Annotated in this window: 18 protein-coding genes; 11 read left to right on the top strand and 7 right to left on the bottom strand. The window is 63.1% G+C overall.

Going from position 1 to position 15,165, the window contains the following annotated elements; genetic code table 11:
* Position 1 precedes the first annotated feature (1 nt).
* Positions 2-883, bottom strand: coding sequence for an NAD(P)-dependent oxidoreductase (locus AC2TC0_RS12970; RefSeq protein WP_484717936.1), 882 nt, complete (start codon positions 881-883; stop codon positions 2-4).
* Between the two features lie 79 nt (positions 884-962).
* Between AC2TC0_RS12970 and AC2TC0_RS12965 the strand changes: the two genes are divergently transcribed.
* The gene (locus AC2TC0_RS12965; RefSeq protein WP_484717935.1) at positions 963-2,213 is read left to right on the top strand and encodes a threonine ammonia-lyase; all 1,251 of its coding nucleotides are present in this window, start codon (positions 963-965) and stop codon (positions 2,211-2,213) included.
* Positions 2,210-2,605: an acyl-CoA thioesterase gene (locus AC2TC0_RS12960; RefSeq protein ID WP_484717934.1), complete on the top strand. Its 396-nt coding sequence runs from the start codon at positions 2,210-2,212 to the stop codon at positions 2,603-2,605. The genes AC2TC0_RS12965 and AC2TC0_RS12960 overlap by 4 nt, the downstream gene beginning before the upstream one ends.
* On the opposite strand, the gene AC2TC0_RS12955 is transcribed toward AC2TC0_RS12960, so the two are convergent.
* The 4 genes from AC2TC0_RS12955 to AC2TC0_RS12940 all read right to left on the bottom strand — a co-directional run bounded on the left by AC2TC0_RS12955 (position 2,602) and on the right by AC2TC0_RS12940 (position 5,623).
* Positions 2,602-3,312 carry an esterase/lipase family protein gene (locus tag AC2TC0_RS12955; protein ID WP_484717933.1) on the bottom strand — a complete coding sequence of 237 codons (711 nt, stop codon included), beginning with the start codon at positions 3,310-3,312 and terminating at the stop codon, positions 2,602-2,604. The two genes, AC2TC0_RS12960 and AC2TC0_RS12955, sit on opposite strands and share 4 nt — an antisense overlap.
* A gap of 241 nt (positions 3,313-3,553) precedes the next feature.
* On the bottom strand, positions 3,554-4,741 hold the full coding sequence (locus tag AC2TC0_RS12950; protein WP_484717932.1) for a PQQ-dependent sugar dehydrogenase: 1,188 nt from the start codon (positions 4,739-4,741) through the stop codon (positions 3,554-3,556).
* Positions 4,742-4,769: 28 nt separating this feature from the next.
* Positions 4,770-5,414, bottom strand: a complete 645-nt coding sequence (locus AC2TC0_RS12945; protein WP_484717931.1) for a sigma-70 family RNA polymerase sigma factor — start codon at positions 5,412-5,414, stop codon at positions 4,770-4,772.
* The gene (locus AC2TC0_RS12940; RefSeq protein ID WP_484717930.1) at positions 5,414-5,623 is read right to left on the bottom strand and encodes a NepR family anti-sigma factor; all 210 of its coding nucleotides are present in this window, start codon (positions 5,621-5,623) and stop codon (positions 5,414-5,416) included. Before AC2TC0_RS12940 ends, AC2TC0_RS12945 begins: the two co-directional genes overlap by 1 nt.
* A gap of 454 nt (positions 5,624-6,077) precedes the next feature.
* Here AC2TC0_RS12940 and AC2TC0_RS12935 point away from each other — a divergent pair, with 454 nt between their 5' ends.
* Positions 6,078-6,476 (top strand): BLUF domain-containing protein, encoded by a 399-nt coding sequence (locus AC2TC0_RS12935; RefSeq protein WP_484717929.1) that lies wholly within the window; start codon positions 6,078-6,080, stop codon positions 6,474-6,476.
* A 31-nt stretch (positions 6,477-6,507) separates the two neighbouring features.
* Here the strand turns inward: AC2TC0_RS12935 and AC2TC0_RS12930 are convergent, their stop codons facing one another.
* Positions 6,508-7,266 (bottom strand): response regulator, encoded by a 759-nt coding sequence (locus AC2TC0_RS12930; RefSeq protein WP_484717928.1) that lies wholly within the window; start codon positions 7,264-7,266, stop codon positions 6,508-6,510.
* A 91-nt stretch (positions 7,267-7,357) separates the two neighbouring features.
* Here AC2TC0_RS12930 and AC2TC0_RS12925 point away from each other — a divergent pair, with 91 nt between their 5' ends.
* From AC2TC0_RS12925 to mobA, 8 genes are all read left to right on the top strand, one after another.
* Positions 7,358-8,362 (top strand): ligase-associated DNA damage response exonuclease, encoded by a 1,005-nt coding sequence (locus AC2TC0_RS12925; protein WP_484718134.1) that lies wholly within the window; start codon positions 7,358-7,360, stop codon positions 8,360-8,362.
* On the top strand, positions 8,359-9,951 hold the full coding sequence (locus AC2TC0_RS12920; RefSeq protein WP_484717927.1) for a cisplatin damage response ATP-dependent DNA ligase: 1,593 nt from the start codon (positions 8,359-8,361) through the stop codon (positions 9,949-9,951). The genes AC2TC0_RS12925 and AC2TC0_RS12920 overlap by 4 nt, the downstream gene beginning before the upstream one ends.
* Positions 9,952-10,016: 65 nt before the next feature.
* A complete protein-coding gene (locus tag AC2TC0_RS12915; RefSeq protein ID WP_484717926.1) occupies positions 10,017-10,628 on the top strand; it encodes a superoxide dismutase in 612 nt (203 codons plus the stop codon).
* A 71-nt stretch (positions 10,629-10,699) separates the two neighbouring features.
* Positions 10,700-11,812, top strand: a complete 1,113-nt coding sequence (locus AC2TC0_RS12910; RefSeq protein ID WP_484717925.1) for an S-(hydroxymethyl)glutathione dehydrogenase/class III alcohol dehydrogenase — start codon at positions 10,700-10,702, stop codon at positions 11,810-11,812.
* Between the two features lie 7 nt (positions 11,813-11,819).
* A complete protein-coding gene (gene purU, locus AC2TC0_RS12905; RefSeq protein ID WP_484717924.1) occupies positions 11,820-12,674 on the top strand; it encodes a formyltetrahydrofolate deformylase in 855 nt (284 codons plus the stop codon).
* Positions 12,675-12,726: 52 nt separating this feature from the next.
* On the top strand, positions 12,727-13,110 hold the full coding sequence (locus AC2TC0_RS12900) for a VOC family protein (RefSeq protein ID WP_484717923.1): 384 nt from the start codon (positions 12,727-12,729) through the stop codon (positions 13,108-13,110).
* Between the two features lie 110 nt (positions 13,111-13,220).
* Positions 13,221-14,066 (top strand): S-formylglutathione hydrolase, encoded by an 846-nt coding sequence (fghA, locus tag AC2TC0_RS12895; RefSeq protein ID WP_484717922.1) that lies wholly within the window; start codon positions 13,221-13,223, stop codon positions 14,064-14,066.
* A complete protein-coding gene (gene mobA, locus AC2TC0_RS12890) occupies positions 14,063-14,647 on the top strand; it encodes a molybdenum cofactor guanylyltransferase (RefSeq protein ID WP_484717921.1) in 585 nt (194 codons plus the stop codon). Before fghA ends, mobA begins: the two co-directional genes overlap by 4 nt.
* On the opposite strand, the gene AC2TC0_RS12885 is transcribed toward mobA, so the two are convergent.
* Complete coding sequence (locus AC2TC0_RS12885; RefSeq protein ID WP_484717920.1) at positions 14,578-15,162, bottom strand: hypothetical protein; 585 nt, start codon at positions 15,160-15,162, stop codon at positions 14,578-14,580. The genes mobA and AC2TC0_RS12885 overlap by 70 nt on opposite strands.
* Positions 15,163-15,165: the final 3 nt, after the last annotated feature.

Raw genomic sequence — 15,165 nt, 5'->3', positions numbered from 1 at the left:
TTCACGGTTTTGGCAACCTTTCAATCAGCACGCTGGTGTCTTGCCGCCCGCGTCCCATGCGCTGGATATCGGCGTAAAATTGGTCGATCAGCGCGGCGACGGGCAATGTAGCGCCATTGGCGCGGGCCTCATCAATGGCGAGGCCCAGGTCCTTGCGCATCCAGTCGACGGCAAAGCCGAAATCATACTCGCCCTTGGCCATCGTCGCCCAGCGGTTGGTCATCTGCCAACTCGACGCCGCGCCGCCCGAGATGGCTTCGAATACCTTGTCGGTATCAAGATGCGCGGCCTGGACAAAGCGAAGCGCCTCCGACAGGCTCTGGATAATCCCCGAAAAGGCGATTTGATTGGCCATTTTGGTGGTCTGGCCGGTGCCGGGGCCGCCAATATGCACGATGCGCGAGGCATAGGCGCGCAGTACCGGTTCGGCGCGCTCCATCGCTTTTTTGCTGGCACCGCACATGATGGAAAGCGTACCCGCCTCGGCTCCGGCCTGACCGCCGGTTACTGGTGCATCGACGCTGTGCAGCCCTAAGCCATCGGCCTCGACCGACAATTGCCGTGCGATGCGCGCCGAAACCGTGGTGTGGTCGATGAACAGCGCGCCTTTTTGCATGGCGCGAAAGGCGCCATCGCGGCCAAGCGCCACCTGCGCCAAGTCATCGTCATTGCCGACGCAGCTGATCACGACATCGGCAAGACCTGCGGCATCGGCAGGCGAGCCAGCCACTTGGCCTCCATGCTTCGCCGCCCACGCCTCCGCCTTGGCGCGGGTGCGGTTATAGACTGTCAACTTATGCCCTGCGCGCGCCAGATGCCCCGCAATCGGCCCGCCCATGACGCCGGTGCCAATAAAGCCAATGGATAATTGTTCTGCTTGCATGGTGCCAAGCATAACCAAGTTTGCGCGCCGCGCCAGATGGGCTAGGGCTGCGCGCGAAATAAGGGGGTCCCGCCTGTCCATGAGCGAAGTTTTGACGAGCAACAATGTGGCCGACTGGCCCGCGCTGACCGCCGCCGATGTCGCCGCAGCGCGCCAGCGCGTCGAAGGCGCGGTGGTGCGCACACCAACGCTGCACAGCAAGACGCTCTCCGAAATTACCGGGGCCGAGGTGTGGCTGAAGTTTGAAAACCTGCAATTCACCGCCGCCTATAAGGAGCGCGGCGCGCTCAATGCGCTGCTGCAAATGGACGAATCGCGGCGCGCGCGCGGCGTGATTGCGGCGTCCGCGGGCAACCATGCGCAGGGCCTGGCCTATCATGGCGCGCGCCTCGGCGTCCCCGTCACCATCGTCATGCCCAAGACGACGCCGACGGTGAAGGTCCAGCAGACCGAAAGCCATGGCGCGTCGATCGTTCTCTTTGGCGAGAAATATGACGATGCCTATGCCCATGCACGCCAATTGGAGGTCGAGCGCGGGCTGACCTTCGTTCACCCCTTTGACCATCCGCACATTGCTGCAGGGCAGGGGACGGTCGCGCTGGAAATGCTGGCTGACGTGCCCGATCTCGACACTTTGGTTATCCCGATCGGCGGCGGCGGATTGTTCACCGGCATGGGCACGGCGGCGCGCGGCATCAATCCTGCAATGCGGCTGGTCGGCGTACAGGCCGAGCTTTACCCGTCCATGTATGCCGCCATCCACAATGTGGCGATGGTCAGCGACGGCGACACGTTGGCCGAGGGGATCGCGGTGCGCGAACCAGGCGAATATACCCGGCGGATGGTAGCGCGGCTGGCTGACGATATCTTGCTGGTCGGCGAACGCCATCTGGAAAGGGCGGTCAGCCTGCTGCTGCAGATTGAAAAGACCGTCGTCGAGGGTGCTGGTGCGGCAGGACTTGCCGCATTGCTCGCGCACCCCGAACAATTTGCCGGCCGAAAAGTCGGCCTGGTGCTATGCGGCGGCAACATCGATACGCGCCTGCTCGCCAATGTGCTGCTGCGCGACCTTGCCCGCTCGGGGCGGCTGGCGCGGCTGCGCGTCCGCTTGCAGGATCGGCCCGGTGCATTGTTCAATGTGATGCGCGTCTTCGCCGACAATCAGGTCAATATCATCGAAATTTATCACCAGCGTGTGTTTACGACGCTGCCCGCCAAGGGTCTCATTACCGACATCGAATGCGAAGCGCGCGACCGCGAGCATCTCGATACCCTCATCGGCGCGCTGCGCAGCGCGGGCTATCAGGTAACACCGGTGGAGCTGGCTTGAGCGACGAATTCACCCAATCCTTCACCGCGACGCCTGAGGCCATCGACGTGCTTGGCCACGTCAACAATGCGGTGTGGGTGCAATGGATTCAGGTGGTTGCAACGGGACATTGGGACGCAGTCGCACCGCAGCAGCATAAGGATGCTTATATCTGGGTGGTGGTGCGCCACGAAATCGACTATCTGCGTGCACTTGGGCCCGGCGAAAGCGTGACGGCGCGCACCTGGGTCGCCGATGCGCCGCAAGGGGCGAAGTTTGATCGCTTTGTGGAATTCACGGGCGCTGATGGGCGCGTGCATGTGCGGGCCAAAACCTCTTGGGCATTGCTCGACAAGGCGAGCGGACGGCCGTTGCGCGTGACGGCCGAGATAGTGGGGCCGTTTCGGGGTTAAGCCAACACCCGTACCACCGCCCTTGCTGCTGCCGGGGCGAACGAAAAGCTGATGTGGCGGCAGTTCACTTCGATAGCCTCATCGCTTTCGTGAGGAAGTCCGCGCGCGCAGGCGGCTGCAACGATGCCGTCATTGGGCGACCACAGGGCATAGGTCGGGACCGGCGGCTTGGGCGCGGGGTGCAGTGCGACCGGAGGCGCGTCGACGTCGTGACCCGCGACCAACTGATACAGCCGCCACGCATGGTTCGCCCGGCGCGACCCGGAGAATGGCGTACCCATGGTGACGACGCGAGCGACCTTGTGCGGATGGCGCTTGGCATATTCGCGGGCGTACATGCCGCCTAGGCTCCAGCCGACCAGCGCCGGCACGCGGCCCTCGCGCGTGATGATTTCATCGACGCGCGCGTCGAGCCGGTCGAGCATGTCAGCAGTCACGCCACGGTTGCGCCCCAGCCCCCAGCCATAGGCGCGAAAGCCCGCCGCGCGCAGGCTGGAGCGCAGCTGGCGCATGGCCAGGTCGCTGGCCATGAATCCGGGGATGGTGATCACCGGCTGGCCACCACCAATCTCGCTGGTCACGAACGGGCGGGTGAAGAAACGGAAGAAAATCCATGCCAGCACCGCACGCAGTTCGGCTACCAGCAACAGCCATGACGGCGGGCGCTCGGTTGCGTGAAGCGAATCTGTGACAGCGAGTCCGGACATACTTCAACATATCTGCCGCTTGTCTGTAACAAACAAGCGCAAGCAACTGGCAGTTCGTCGATATTTTGGGACCGTCTGGCGAAGTAATTGTCACAATTGCTGTCACAATTGGGCATCGCCTTCTCAACCTCCCCCGCCTGTCCTGAGCTTGGCGAAGGACCGTCCTTTCTTTGAGGGTTGCCAAGAAAAGGACAGCCCTTCGACAAGCTCAGGGCGAACGGGGTTAGGTTTCGGGTTGGTGCTATCCCTTCGGCGTCAGTTTCAGCAACTTGCCATTATCGCCGTCGGTCAGCACCCAGATACTGCCGTCAGGCCCGGTTTCCACCTCGCGCACCCGGGCACCCATGTCCCAGCGCTCGGCTTTGCTGGCCTTGGTGCCATCGAGCGAAATGCGGATCAGGGCCTGCCCTGACAGGCCGCCCATTAGCAGCGATGGACCCCAGTCCTTGAAGCCGGCGCCGCTGTGGAAAGTCAGGCCCGCAGGCGAGATCGCGGGGTTCCACCAAAGGTCGGGCGCGCGAAATTCGGGACGCGTTGGGTGGTCGGGAATGTCTTTGCCGTCATAATGGTCGCCGTTCGACACGATGGGATAGCCATAGTTGGCGGCGCGTTCGACGCGGTTCAATTCATCACCGTGGCGCGGCCCCATTTCGTGGGTCCACAAATTGCCCTTGTCATCGAAAGTAATGCCCAGCGGGTTGCGGTGGCCCAGCGACCAGATTTGGGCAGTCGCGCCGCCTTTATCAGCGAAGGGATTGTCGGCGGGCGCGCTGCCATCGAGCTTGATGCGGATGACCTTGCCCAGCGTGCCTGCCATGTCCTGCGCCGGATCGAACTTCTGGCGCTCGCCGGTGGTGATGAACAAATGCTGTCCGTCGGGGGAGAGGGCAAGGCGATGCCCGAAATGACCGCGCCCGCTGACCTTGGGCGTGGCACGCCAGATGATTTTCAGATCCTTCAGCGCCGCGCTTTTGGCTGGATTGATCGTCGCCGTTGCCACGACTGCGCCAAAGCCGCCTTCGCCTTCCTCGGCCCAGCTCAACGCGACCGGCTGGCTGCCATCGGCCGCAGCTTTGCCCAGCGCGATGATGTCGCCCAGTCCGCCCTGCCCGCCCGCGGCCACCTGCGGGACGCCGCTGACCGGCATCGCCGCACTGCCTTCTTGCCACAGGAGCATCCGCCCGCCCTTTTCGGTGATCAGCGCATAGCGGGTGCCCGGCAGAAAAGTCATCGCCCAGGGAGCATTGAAGGTTGCCACTTCGGCAATCGCAAAGGGCGCGGCGCTGGGCTGCACCGCCGGATGCGCGCCGGTTGCATCGATGGCGGGATCATCGGCATAGGTCGCCGAAGTAACGGCGGGACTGCACGCCGCCAGCAATGCGAACAGCGCAGCACCGCGCAGGCGGGCAGGGCGATGGAAATTGTTCATAGTCATGCTCTCCTGATGGTCGGGGATTTCAATTGGTAGGTTCGGCCGCGCCGCGCGCTTCGGCCTCGCTGGCCAGCGATTCAACGCGCTCCATGATTGCACCCATCGCCTCGGCGGGCGGGGGCATGTCGCCGCGCGGCGTGGACAGGCGCCCAGACACCATGATCGCCTCAAGCGCGGTGCGTGCGCGAGACACGCGGCTTTTCATTGTGCCGACTGCGACCTCACAGATGCGCGCGGCCTCTTCATAGGACATACCGCCTGCGCCCACCAATATCAGCGCCTCGCGCTGGTCGGCCGACAGTTCGAGCAGCGCGCGCTGGATGTCGGCGACATGCGTCGCTTCCTCTTGCAACGGCGCGGCGACCAGCATGCGTTCGGCAGCCATTTCGTCATAATCGCCGTGGAATTTTTGCCGCCGCATCTGTGATAGAAAGACATTGCGCAGGATGACAAAGGTCCACGCCTTCATCGACGTGCCTGCCGCGAAACGGTCGCGCGAGGCCCAGGCCTTGAGCATCGTGTCTTGGACCAGATCGTCGGCACGATCCATGTCGCCGGTCAGGCTGCGGCCATAGGCGCGTAAGTGCGGGATGGCCGCCGTCAACTCCGCCTTGAAGGCAGCATCGTCCAGCCGCGGCAGTGAGCCGTCAGGCGTTGGCACATCGGGCATCAGTCGTTCGGCCTGTCACCGTCGAGCTGTTGCAACAGCGAGAGCAAGCGGTCCGGAAGCGGCTCTTCAACGACAGTGCGATAGGCCGCACGTAGCCCCTGTTGCAGCGCCGCGTTGCGCATGCCGCGATTGGGCACGGCAGCCGGCTCAGCAGCGGTACTGTTATGCGCTGCGCCAGCGTCCTTCGCTATTGGCTTGCCTCGGTTCAATGTCGCACCTTGCTCTATGCTCCCAGACCTAACGAGCCGAGGCGGCCGGTAGTTCCCTTTTGCGCGCGAAGCGCCGACAGAAAGTGATTAGGGTCAGGACCTGCTAAATGCGCGTTCGAGGCGTCGAAATGGCGAAGGCATCGGAGGGAAGTGCCCGCCGTCGGCTAGCATCGCTACCCGCAAGGGCATTTCGCTTCGAGGTCGAAGCCATTTCGGCGTCCTTCGGATTTGACCCATTTTGCCCATGGCGGCGTCAGAAAGCCTTGAGATATCTTCATATCCCATCGCCTTTCCTCCTAGCCCTGAGCAAAATGGCTTCAAACCTCGAACGCGCATTTAACAGGTCCTGACCCTAGACCTGTTGAGTTAGTTTCATTTATACGCCCCCGCAAGTCGCAATGTCGGCGCTGTCGGGGGGGCGGCGCAGGGGAATCCGCGCGGGAGGGCGCACCAAATGAAGTCGGTCCTTTATGTCAGCGTGGCGGACCCCGATGTCGGGACCGACGCCATCAAGGCAATCGTCAGCCACAGCCAACGGCGCAATCAGGCCGACGGTATCACGGGGATCATGCTCTATAACGGGTCCAATTTCCTGCAGCTGATCGAAGGCGATGCGGACGTCATCAACGCCTGCTATGCTCGTATCCAGTCCGATCCGCGCCACAGCGGCGTTGTCACCCTGCGCGATCAGCCGATTGATGAACGCGAATTTCCTGCTTGGGCCATGCGTTACAGCCTGGTGGAACAGCCAGTGGAAAAAACGATGGACGCTGTCCGGGAGGCGGGGGCACCGCGCATCGACACGCTCGATCGGATCGCGGCCTTTGTTGGGCTGAACCGGCGCGGGCGTTAGCTTTCCAGTACTCGGCGTGGCTGAACCAGATCTAAGCCACGCTCGTTTCAAACATCAGTGCCTGGCTGATGGTGGCGCGCACTGCTGCCGGGCGAAACGGCTTGGTAATCAGAAAAGCGGGCTCGACCCGCTCGCCGGTCAGCAGCCGTTCGGGAAAGGCGGTGATGAATATCACTGGCACGTCGATGACAGCCTGAATTTCGTTGACGGCGTCAATGCCCGATGACCCGTCGGCCAGCTGGATGTCGGCGAGTACCAGCCCGGGCCGGTCGCGCGCCACCGCTGCCACTGCTTCGCTATGCGTCGCGGCAAGCCCGGTCACGCGGTGTCCCAGGTCCTGCACCAGATGTTCCAGATCCATGGCGATCAATGGCTCGTCTTCGATGATCAGCACCGACGTCCGTAGCTCGGTATCAAGCTTTTCATAGGCGGCGGCAATTTCGCGCTCGGCGTCGGCGAGCGACAGTCCGGTAATCACGGCCGCATCGGCGGTCGAGAAATTCTCCAGCGCAGTCAGCAACAGCAATTGGCGCTGCAGCGGCGGGACCCGCGCAATGCGGTTCTGCTCGGGCGCATCATCATTCGAAGGCAGCCCGGCGACAGCGCGCTGCAGTTCGGCAAAAACCCCAAGCCGCAGTGACGGCGCGGTGTCGAGCTTGGCTGGGTTCTCGACAATGGCGGTCAGCGCGGCTTCCACAAGTCGGTCGCCGCTCGACTGGTTGCCGGTCAGCGCGCGCGCATAGCGGCGCAAAAAGGGCAATTGGGCAGCAATTTCGGCGGAACGCGGCATGGGGTGTTGGGTCCTTGTAACGGTGCAGCTTTGGGACAACATGGGGAGAGCGCGCGCCAAGGTCAATCGCGCACAGCAGGACAGCAAAGGCATGACAGACAGCGGCTGGATCATTCCTCATCCCGACGGCATCCACGTCGTTCCCGCCGACGTTTGGATTGATCCGTCGCGCCCGCGCGCACACGCCGCAGTTACGCACGGCCACGCCGACCATGCCCGCAGCGGCCATGGCACTGTGTATGCGACCCCCGCAACGCTCGCGATTATGGCGCTGCGCTATGGCGCTCCCCAAGCAGGGTCGGTGCCGTGCGCCTATGGCACAGGGTTCGAACGAGGCGGGGTGCATTTCAGCTTTCACCCCGCCGGTCATGTGCTGGGCAGCGCGCAAATTGCAATGGAATATCGCGGCGAGCGCGTTGTCGTTACTGGCGATTTCAAGCGCCGCGCCGACCCCACCTGCATGCCGTTTGAGGTTGTGCCGTGCGATATTTTCGTGACCGAGGCGACCTTTGGCTTGCCAGTGTTCCGTCACCCACCGACGTCCGCCGAGATAGCCAAGCTGATCGCGGCGACACGTGCGGAACCCGCGCGCTGTGTCCTGGTCGGTGCCTATGCCCTGGGCAAGGCGCAGCGGGTGATTGCCGAGCTGCGCGCGGCGGGTTGGCACGACCCGCTTTACCTCCATGGTGCGCTCGAGCCGATGTGCCGCCTTTATGAAGCGCATGGCGTGCAGCTGGGCGCCCTGCGCAGCGTCGCCGATACCCCCAAGGAAGAAATGGCGGGGAAGATTGTCCTGTGCCCGCCCTCTGCGCTGACGGACCGCTGGTCGCGGCGGCTGCCCGATCCGTTGACTGCGATGGCTTCGGGCTGGATGCGCGTGCGCGGGCGCGTGCGGCAGCGACAGGTCGAATTGCCGCTGATCATCTCGGACCATGCCGACTGGGATGAACTGACACAGACCGTCGCCGACGTGAACGCCACGGAAAATTGGATCACCCACGGCAGCGAGGAAGGGCTGGTGCGCTGGTGCGAACTCCATCAGCGCAAAGCCCGCGCGCTCCACCTCGTTGGCCGCGAAGTGGAGGAGGTCGAATGAGGGCCTTTGCCGTGCTCCTCGACCGGCTGATCTACACGCGCTCGCGCAATGCCAAGCTGGCGCTGATTGCTGGTTATTTGCGCGAAACACCCGATCCTGATCGCGGCTGGGCGATGGCGGCCTTGACCGAGGTACTCGACTTTCCGGCAGTCAAGGCTGGCATGGCGCGCGCGCTGCTCGCGACCCGCGTGGACGCGGAACTGGCGCGGCTGTCGCGGCAATTTGTGGGGGAGACAGCGGAGACGATTGCGCTGTTGTGGCCTGATCCTCTCCCTTCCCCTTCAGGGGAGGAGAGGGACTTTGAGCCACTCACCCTCTCCCAAGCCGTCGCCGCCCTTTCTGCGGCGACCCGCGCCACCGCTCCCGCAACGCTTGCGGGCCTGCTTGACCGGCTCGACAGCGACGGCCGCTATGCCCTGATGAAGCTTGCGCTCGGCGGCATGCGCCTCGGCGTGTCGGCGCGGCTGGCGCGGCAGGCCTTTGCCGATGCGTTCGGCGTGCCGGTCGAAGATGTCGAGGAACTGTGGCACGCCGTCGCCCCGCCCTTCACGCCGCTATTCGCCTGGGCCGAAGGAAAGGCGCCGCGCCCCGATCTGGCCGCCACACCCTTTTTCCGCCCCTTCATGCTGGCGCACCCGTTGGGCGATGGCGAGGAAGTCGACCTCACCGATTTTGCCGCCGAATGGAAATGGGACGGCATCCGTGTGCAAATCGTCCGCGCGAGCGGAGAAACGCGCGTTTACAGCCGGGGCGGCGAGGAAATCAGCGCGGCCTTTCCCGAAATCGTCGCGGCGCTGCCGCTCGACTGCGCGCTTGATGGCGAATTGCTGGTGCGCGGCGACGCGCAGGGCGGGGAAGCCGCCAGTTTCAACGCACTGCAACAGCGATTGGGCCGCAAAACGGTGTCAAAGAAGATGCTGGCCGAAGCGCCCGCCTTCGTGCGCCTATATGATTTGCTTGGCCTCGGCCGCGACGATTTGCGCCCGTTGCCCTGGACCACCCGGCGTGCGCGGCTTGAGTCGCTGATGGGCGAACTTCCCGCCGACCGCTTCGACCTGTCGCAGATCATCACCGCGCCCGATTTTGCCGGTCTTGCCGCCCAACGCGCCACCGCGCGCGATGCCGCCATCGAAGGCGTAATGCTAAAGCGCCGCGATGCACCCTATGTTGGCGGCCGCAAAGTCGGGCAGTGGTATAAATGGAAGCGCGACCCGCTCGTCGCCGATTGCGTGATGATGTACGCCCAACGCGGCAATGGACGGCGCGCCAGTTTCTACAGCGACTATACTTTCGGCTGCTGGTCCGACGACGGCGAGCTATTGCCGGTGGGCAAGGCCTATTCGGGGTTCACCGATGATGAACTGAAGATGCTCGACCGCTTCGTGCGCCAGCACACGGTTCAGCGGTTCGGCCCCGTGCGCGAGGTTGAAAAGACGCTGGTGCTGGAGGTCGCGTTCGATAGCATCCATGCCAGCAAACGCCACAAATCGGGCCTCGCGATGCGCTTCCCGCGCATCGCGCGCATCCGCACCGACAAGCCCGCCGCAGAGGCCGACTGCATCACTGCGCTGCGCAAAATGGCGACATAAAATTGGAACGAAAGGGTGCAAGGCGGGGTTTATCAGAGAACCAACAGCACAGGAAAACCTCTCCCATGGCTATTACCCATATGCCGCTGCCCTATGCCATCGATGCGCTCGCACCGCATATTTCCGCCGAAACGCTGGAGTTTCATCACGGCAAGCACCACAAGGCCTATGTCGATAAAGCCAATGCCGCGATTGCGGGCAGTGATCTGGAGGAGGCGCCGTTGGAGGCAATCATCCGCCGCGCCGACGCCGACGGTAATCAGGGGCTCTTCAACAACGCCGCGCAGGTATGGAATCATGCTTTTTACTGGAACAGCCTGAGCCCGGCGCCAACCTTACCGTCACCGGAACTAAACGCGGCTATCGCCAAGAGCTTTGGTTCGATCGACGGGCTGAAGGCTGAACTGGCCGAAACCGCCAAGGCGCATTTCGCCTCGGGCTGGGCCTGGCTGGTGGCACGCGGCGACGATTTGCTCATCACCGACACGCACGACGCCGGAACCGTCGTAACGCACGCGGTGCGACCTCTGCTCGTGATCGATGTGTGGGAGCATGCTTATTATATTGACCGCCGCAACGATCGCCCGGCCTATGTCGGCGCGGTCACGGACGATTTGCTCAACTGGCAATTTGCGAGCGAAAATTTTGCCCGCGAGACGCAATGGGTGCATGGCTAGCTCCGATTAGGTGCTGGATTCCCTCTGTCGCTTCCCGCTAAGGGAGGTGGCAATAGGGAGGATCCAGCACCATGAAAACCCGCGCCGCCGTTGCCTTCGAAGCCAAAAAACCGCTCGAAATTGTCGAACTGGACCTGGAAGGGCCCAAGGCGGGCGAGGTGCTGGTCGAGATTATGGCGACCGGCATCTGTCATACCGACGCCTATACTCTCGACGGCTTCGACAGCGAGGGCATCTTTCCCAGCGTGCTGGGCCACGAAGGTGCAGGTGTGGTGCGAGAGGTCGGCGCGGGCGTAACCAGCATTGTGCCTGGCGACCATGTCATTCCGCTTTACACCCCTGAATGCCGCCAGTGCAAAAGCTGCCTGTCGGGTAAGACCAACCTGTGCACAGCAATTCGTGCCACCCAGGGCAAAGGACTGATGCCCGACGGCACCACGCGCTTCAGCTACAAGGGGCAGCCGATCTTCCACTACATGGGCTGCTCGACTTTCTCGAACTTCACCGTGTTGCCCGAAATCGCCGTGGCGAAAATCCGCGAGGACGCGCCGTTCCAGAGCGCCTGCTACATCGGCTGTGGCGTGACCACCGGCGTCGGTGCCGTGATCAACACCGCCAAGGTACAGGTCGGCGATAATGTCGTCGTGTTCGGCCTGGGCGGCATTGGCCTGAACGTCATTCAGGGCGCGCGGCTGGCCGGTGCAAACCGGATCATCGGCGTCGACATCAACCCCGATCGCGAGGAATGGGGCCGCAAGTTCGGCATGACCGAATTTTTGAATTCGAAGGGCATGAGCCGCGAGGATGTTGTCGCAGCGATCGTCACGATGACCGACGGCGGTGCCGACTACACCTTCGATGCCACCGGCAACACTGAAGTCATGCGCATGGCGCTAGAGGCGTGCCATCGCGGTTGGGGCACCAGCATCATCATCGGGGTGGCTGAGGCTGGCAAAGAGATCGCCACCCGGCCATTCCAGCTTGTCACCGGCCGCAATTGGCGCGGCACGGCGTTCGGCGGTGCCAAGGGCCGCACAGATGTGCCCAAGATTGTCGACATGTATATGACCGGCAAGATCGAAATCGACCCGATGATCACCCACGTGATGGGTCTCGAAGAGATTAACACCGCCTTCGATCTGATGCATGCGGGCAAAAGCATTCGCAGCGTGGTGGTCTACTGACGCCCGAATGACCCCCAGCTATATTCTCACCTTCAGCTGTTCTGACGCGGTCGGCATCGTTGCCGCCGTCACCGGCCTGCTGGCCGACAATGACGGCTTCATTCTCGACAGCCAGCAATATGCCGACTTGGGCAGCGGCAATTTTTTCATGCGCGTCGCATTTCGCGGCGCAGGGCCGCGCTTTCCGCAAGACCTGGCGGGGGTGGAAGCGGCTTTTGCCCCCATTTTCGCGCATTTTGCTATGGCCGCGCGGATCAGCGAGACCAGCGTTAAGCCGCGCTTCCTGATCGCCGTGTCGCAGGGCAGTCATTGTCTCAACGACTTGCTCCATCGCTGGTCGACCGGCAATCTGGCCATCGACATTGTCGGCGTCGTATCGAACCACGACAATCTGCGCCGCCTCACGGAATGGCACGGCTTGCCTTTCCATCATCTGCCGGTCAGCGATGCGAACCGCGCCGAGCAGGAAGCCGCCATCATGGCGCTCATGGCCAATTCCGAGTATCTGGTGCTCGCCCGCTATATGCAAATATTGTCCAATGGCATGAGTGCCGCGCTCGCCGGCCGTGCGATCAACATCCACCACAGCTTCTTGCCGGGGTTTAAGGGCGCCAAGCCCTATCACCGCGCGCACGAGCGCGGCGTCAAGCTGATCGGGGCGACCGCGCACTTCGTTACTGCCGACCTCGACGAAGGGCCAATCATCGAACAGGCGGTCGAACGGGTCGACCACCGCGACACCGTCGACGACCTGATCCGCATCGGCCGCGATATTGAAGCGCAGGTGCTGGCGCGCGCTGTCACGATGGTGGCACAGCAGCGCGTTTTGATCGACGGACGCAAGACGGTTGTGTTCCGCTGAAGGCTCGGCCAAAACAGTTTCTGTTCGCAACTAAAATAGGAGGAGAATCACGATGTTCAGCCACATCATGCTGGGGGCCGACGATATCGACGCCGCCAAGGCTTTTTATGATGCCGCACTGGGTGCGCTGGGTGCCCGCCCCGGCATGGTCGATCCCAAGGGCCGGGTCATCTATATGCACGGCGGCGGATTGTTCATCGTAACGAAGCCGATCAACGGCGAACCAGCGACCTGTGCCAATGGCGGCACCATTGGTTTCGCTGCAGCCTCGCCTGAACAGGCCGATGCCTTCCACGCCGCCGGATTGGCGCATGGCGGCACCGCGATCGAAGACCCGCCGGGCGTGCGCGACCCGGGCGGGATGAACCTCTATCTGTCCTACTTGCGCGATCCCGCCGGTAACAAAATTTGCGCAATGCACCGCATGGCGGCGTAACCCATTGCTTCCGTTTCGTTGTCCCGAAAGCGTTTCGGGCCAACGAGCGGCGGTTGGGCGTCATGCTGAAACAAGTTCAGCATGGCGAAAATTGAGCTATGGCTCGCCGCATGACCCTTGAAACCCTTTCCACCAACCGCAGTCACGGCGGGACGCAAGGCGTCTATCGCCACGCCAGCAGCGCCACCGGCACCGCCATGACATTCGCTGTTTTTGTGCCCGACCACGGGCCTGGTACGTCGCTGCCGGTGCTCTGGTATCTCTCGGGCCTGACTTGCACGCACGCCAATGTGATGGAAAAGGGCGAATATCGCGCCGCTTGCGCCAAGGCGGGCATCATCTTTGTCGCGCCGGACACGTCTCCGCGCGGCGATGGCGTGCCCGATGATCCCGATGGCGCGTGGGATTTCGGCCTCGGTGCCGGCTTTTATGTCGATGCGACTGAAGCGCCCTGGGCACAGCATTACCGTATGCGCAGCTATATCGAGCAAGAATTGCCCGCTCTGGTGGCACAGCATTTCCCCGCCGACGTGACGCGCCAGGGCATCACTGGTCATTCGATGGGCGGTCATGGTGCACTCACCATCGCGCTGCGCAATCCAGGGCGCTTTCGCTCGGTCAGCGCCTTCGCTCCGATTGTCAGCCCGCTTGCCTGCCCATGGGGCGAAAAGGCACTGGGGGGCTACCTCGGCCCTGACCGCATGGCGTGGCGCGACTATGATGCGTGTGCGCTGATTGCCGATGGGGCGTGCTTGCCAGATCTGCTCGTCGACCAAGGGAAAGCCGATAATTTCCTTGAATCCCAGCTCAAGCCCCAGCTGCTTGCCGAAGCCTGCACGGCTGCCGGCCAACCCGCGACCATCCGCCTGCAACCAGGCTATGACCATAGCTATTACTTCATCTCGACCTTTATGGCGGACCATGTCGCCTGGCACGCCGAACGGCTGAAAAAATGATCTTGGGCGCGGTGCTGGCAGGCGGGACGTCGCGCCGCTTTGGCAGCGACAAGGCGTTGGCGCTGCTTGATGGCCGCTCGCTGATCGATCACGTCATCGCGCGTCTCGCCCCCCAATGTGCGGCGCTGCTGGTGGTGGGCCGCCATCATGGCGACTGGACCAGTCTGACGGACCGTCCTGCCGGTGGTTTAGGTCCGCTCGCCGCCCTCAATGCTGCGCTCCACGATGCGGCGAACCACGGCTACACCTCCGTCCTGAGTGCGCCTTGCGACATGCCGGATTTGCCAGACAATCTCCCTATTTTGCTCGGCAGGGCCCCGGCGGTGCTGGCTGATCAGCCGGTGGTGGGACTATGGCCTGTCCACGTTGCGCCGCAGCTTGATGCATGGTTGGCCAACGGCGAGCGCAGCGTGCGGAAATTTGCCAAACATATTGGCGCGACGGAAGCGGTCCTGCCCGTGCCACTGGCCAACATCAATACACCAGCCGACCTTGCGCGTTACCGGGTGCCTCAGCCTTCGCCTTCGGGCACATCCACCTCGCCATCGGCCGGATCATCCTTGTCGACCCAGCCGGGATAAAAGCTCGGCTCGCGCCGCGACCAGCCGGGAGCGGTCGCGGCGCTTTCGCTGATCGTCTGGAGCAGTTCGCGGCGCCGCGCGGGTTCGATATGCGGCAGCGCTGCCGCGGCACAGAAAGCGCCGGGCAGCCACGGCCGCGCTGCCGCGCCAATCAGCCGCTCATAGAGGAAGCGGTAGCTTGAAAAATGCGGCAGTTTCTCTTGTGCCAGATCAAAGGCGGACAAAGACACCAAAGGCGCCATAAATCCCTCCATGACGCCCAAATCGCTGCTTTCGGGCACGCGTTCGCGTAGTTCGCCGATGCGCTCATAATAGCGCGCCTGCACGCGGATTTTCACCTGTTCGATCCCGTCGCGCGACCAGCGTTCGACCGCTTCCTCGCGGCGCGGCTCGGCGGGAGCGAACGCAATGTCGAGCGAGCGGCGGATGTAGCGCTGGGTCCCCGCCGGAAAACCCGCAAATTCCTTGATCTCGGCCAACGCGATGCGGCCGCGGTCGAAACCCTGCCCTGCCATCGA

It is taken from the genome of Sphingopyxis sp. sgz302558 (assembly GCF_057220455.1).
Note: the sequence above shows the minus strand (reverse complement) of the source record. Positions and strands in the feature narration are given on the sequence as shown.

Excerpts from the sequence above, each read along its gene's own strand:
- AC2TC0_RS12970 (WP_484717936.1), bottom strand. The coding sequence starts at position 883 with ATGCAAGCAGAACAATTATCCATTGGCTTTATTGGCACCGGCGTCATG.
- AC2TC0_RS12965 (WP_484717935.1), top strand. The coding sequence starts at position 963 with ATGAGCGAAGTTTTGACGAGCAACAATGTGGCCGACTGGCCCGCGCTG.
- AC2TC0_RS12955 (WP_484717933.1), bottom strand. The coding sequence starts at position 3,312 with ATGTCCGGACTCGCTGTCACAGATTCGCTTCACGCAACCGAGCGCCCG.
- AC2TC0_RS12950 (WP_484717932.1), bottom strand. The coding sequence starts at position 4,741 with ATGAACAATTTCCATCGCCCTGCCCGCCTGCGCGGTGCTGCGCTGTTC.
- AC2TC0_RS12945 (WP_484717931.1), bottom strand. The coding sequence starts at position 5,414 with ATGCCCGATGTGCCAACGCCTGACGGCTCACTGCCGCGGCTGGACGAT.
- AC2TC0_RS12935 (WP_484717929.1), top strand. The coding sequence starts at position 6,078 with ATGAAGTCGGTCCTTTATGTCAGCGTGGCGGACCCCGATGTCGGGACC.
- AC2TC0_RS12930 (WP_484717928.1), bottom strand. The coding sequence starts at position 7,266 with ATGCCGCGTTCCGCCGAAATTGCTGCCCAATTGCCCTTTTTGCGCCGC.
- AC2TC0_RS12925 (WP_484718134.1), top strand. The coding sequence starts at position 7,358 with ATGACAGACAGCGGCTGGATCATTCCTCATCCCGACGGCATCCACGTC.
- AC2TC0_RS12920 (WP_484717927.1), top strand. The coding sequence starts at position 8,359 with ATGAGGGCCTTTGCCGTGCTCCTCGACCGGCTGATCTACACGCGCTCG.
- AC2TC0_RS12915 (WP_484717926.1), top strand. The coding sequence starts at position 10,017 with ATGGCTATTACCCATATGCCGCTGCCCTATGCCATCGATGCGCTCGCA.
- AC2TC0_RS12910 (WP_484717925.1), top strand. The coding sequence starts at position 10,700 with ATGAAAACCCGCGCCGCCGTTGCCTTCGAAGCCAAAAAACCGCTCGAA.
- purU (WP_484717924.1), top strand. The coding sequence starts at position 11,820 with ATGACCCCCAGCTATATTCTCACCTTCAGCTGTTCTGACGCGGTCGGC.
- AC2TC0_RS12900 (WP_484717923.1), top strand. The coding sequence starts at position 12,727 with ATGTTCAGCCACATCATGCTGGGGGCCGACGATATCGACGCCGCCAAG.
- fghA (WP_484717922.1), top strand. The coding sequence starts at position 13,221 with ATGACCCTTGAAACCCTTTCCACCAACCGCAGTCACGGCGGGACGCAA.
- mobA (WP_484717921.1), top strand. The coding sequence starts at position 14,063 with ATGATCTTGGGCGCGGTGCTGGCAGGCGGGACGTCGCGCCGCTTTGGC.
- AC2TC0_RS12885 (WP_484717920.1), bottom strand. The coding sequence starts at position 15,162 with ATGGCAGGGCAGGGTTTCGACCGCGGCCGCATCGCGTTGGCCGAGATC.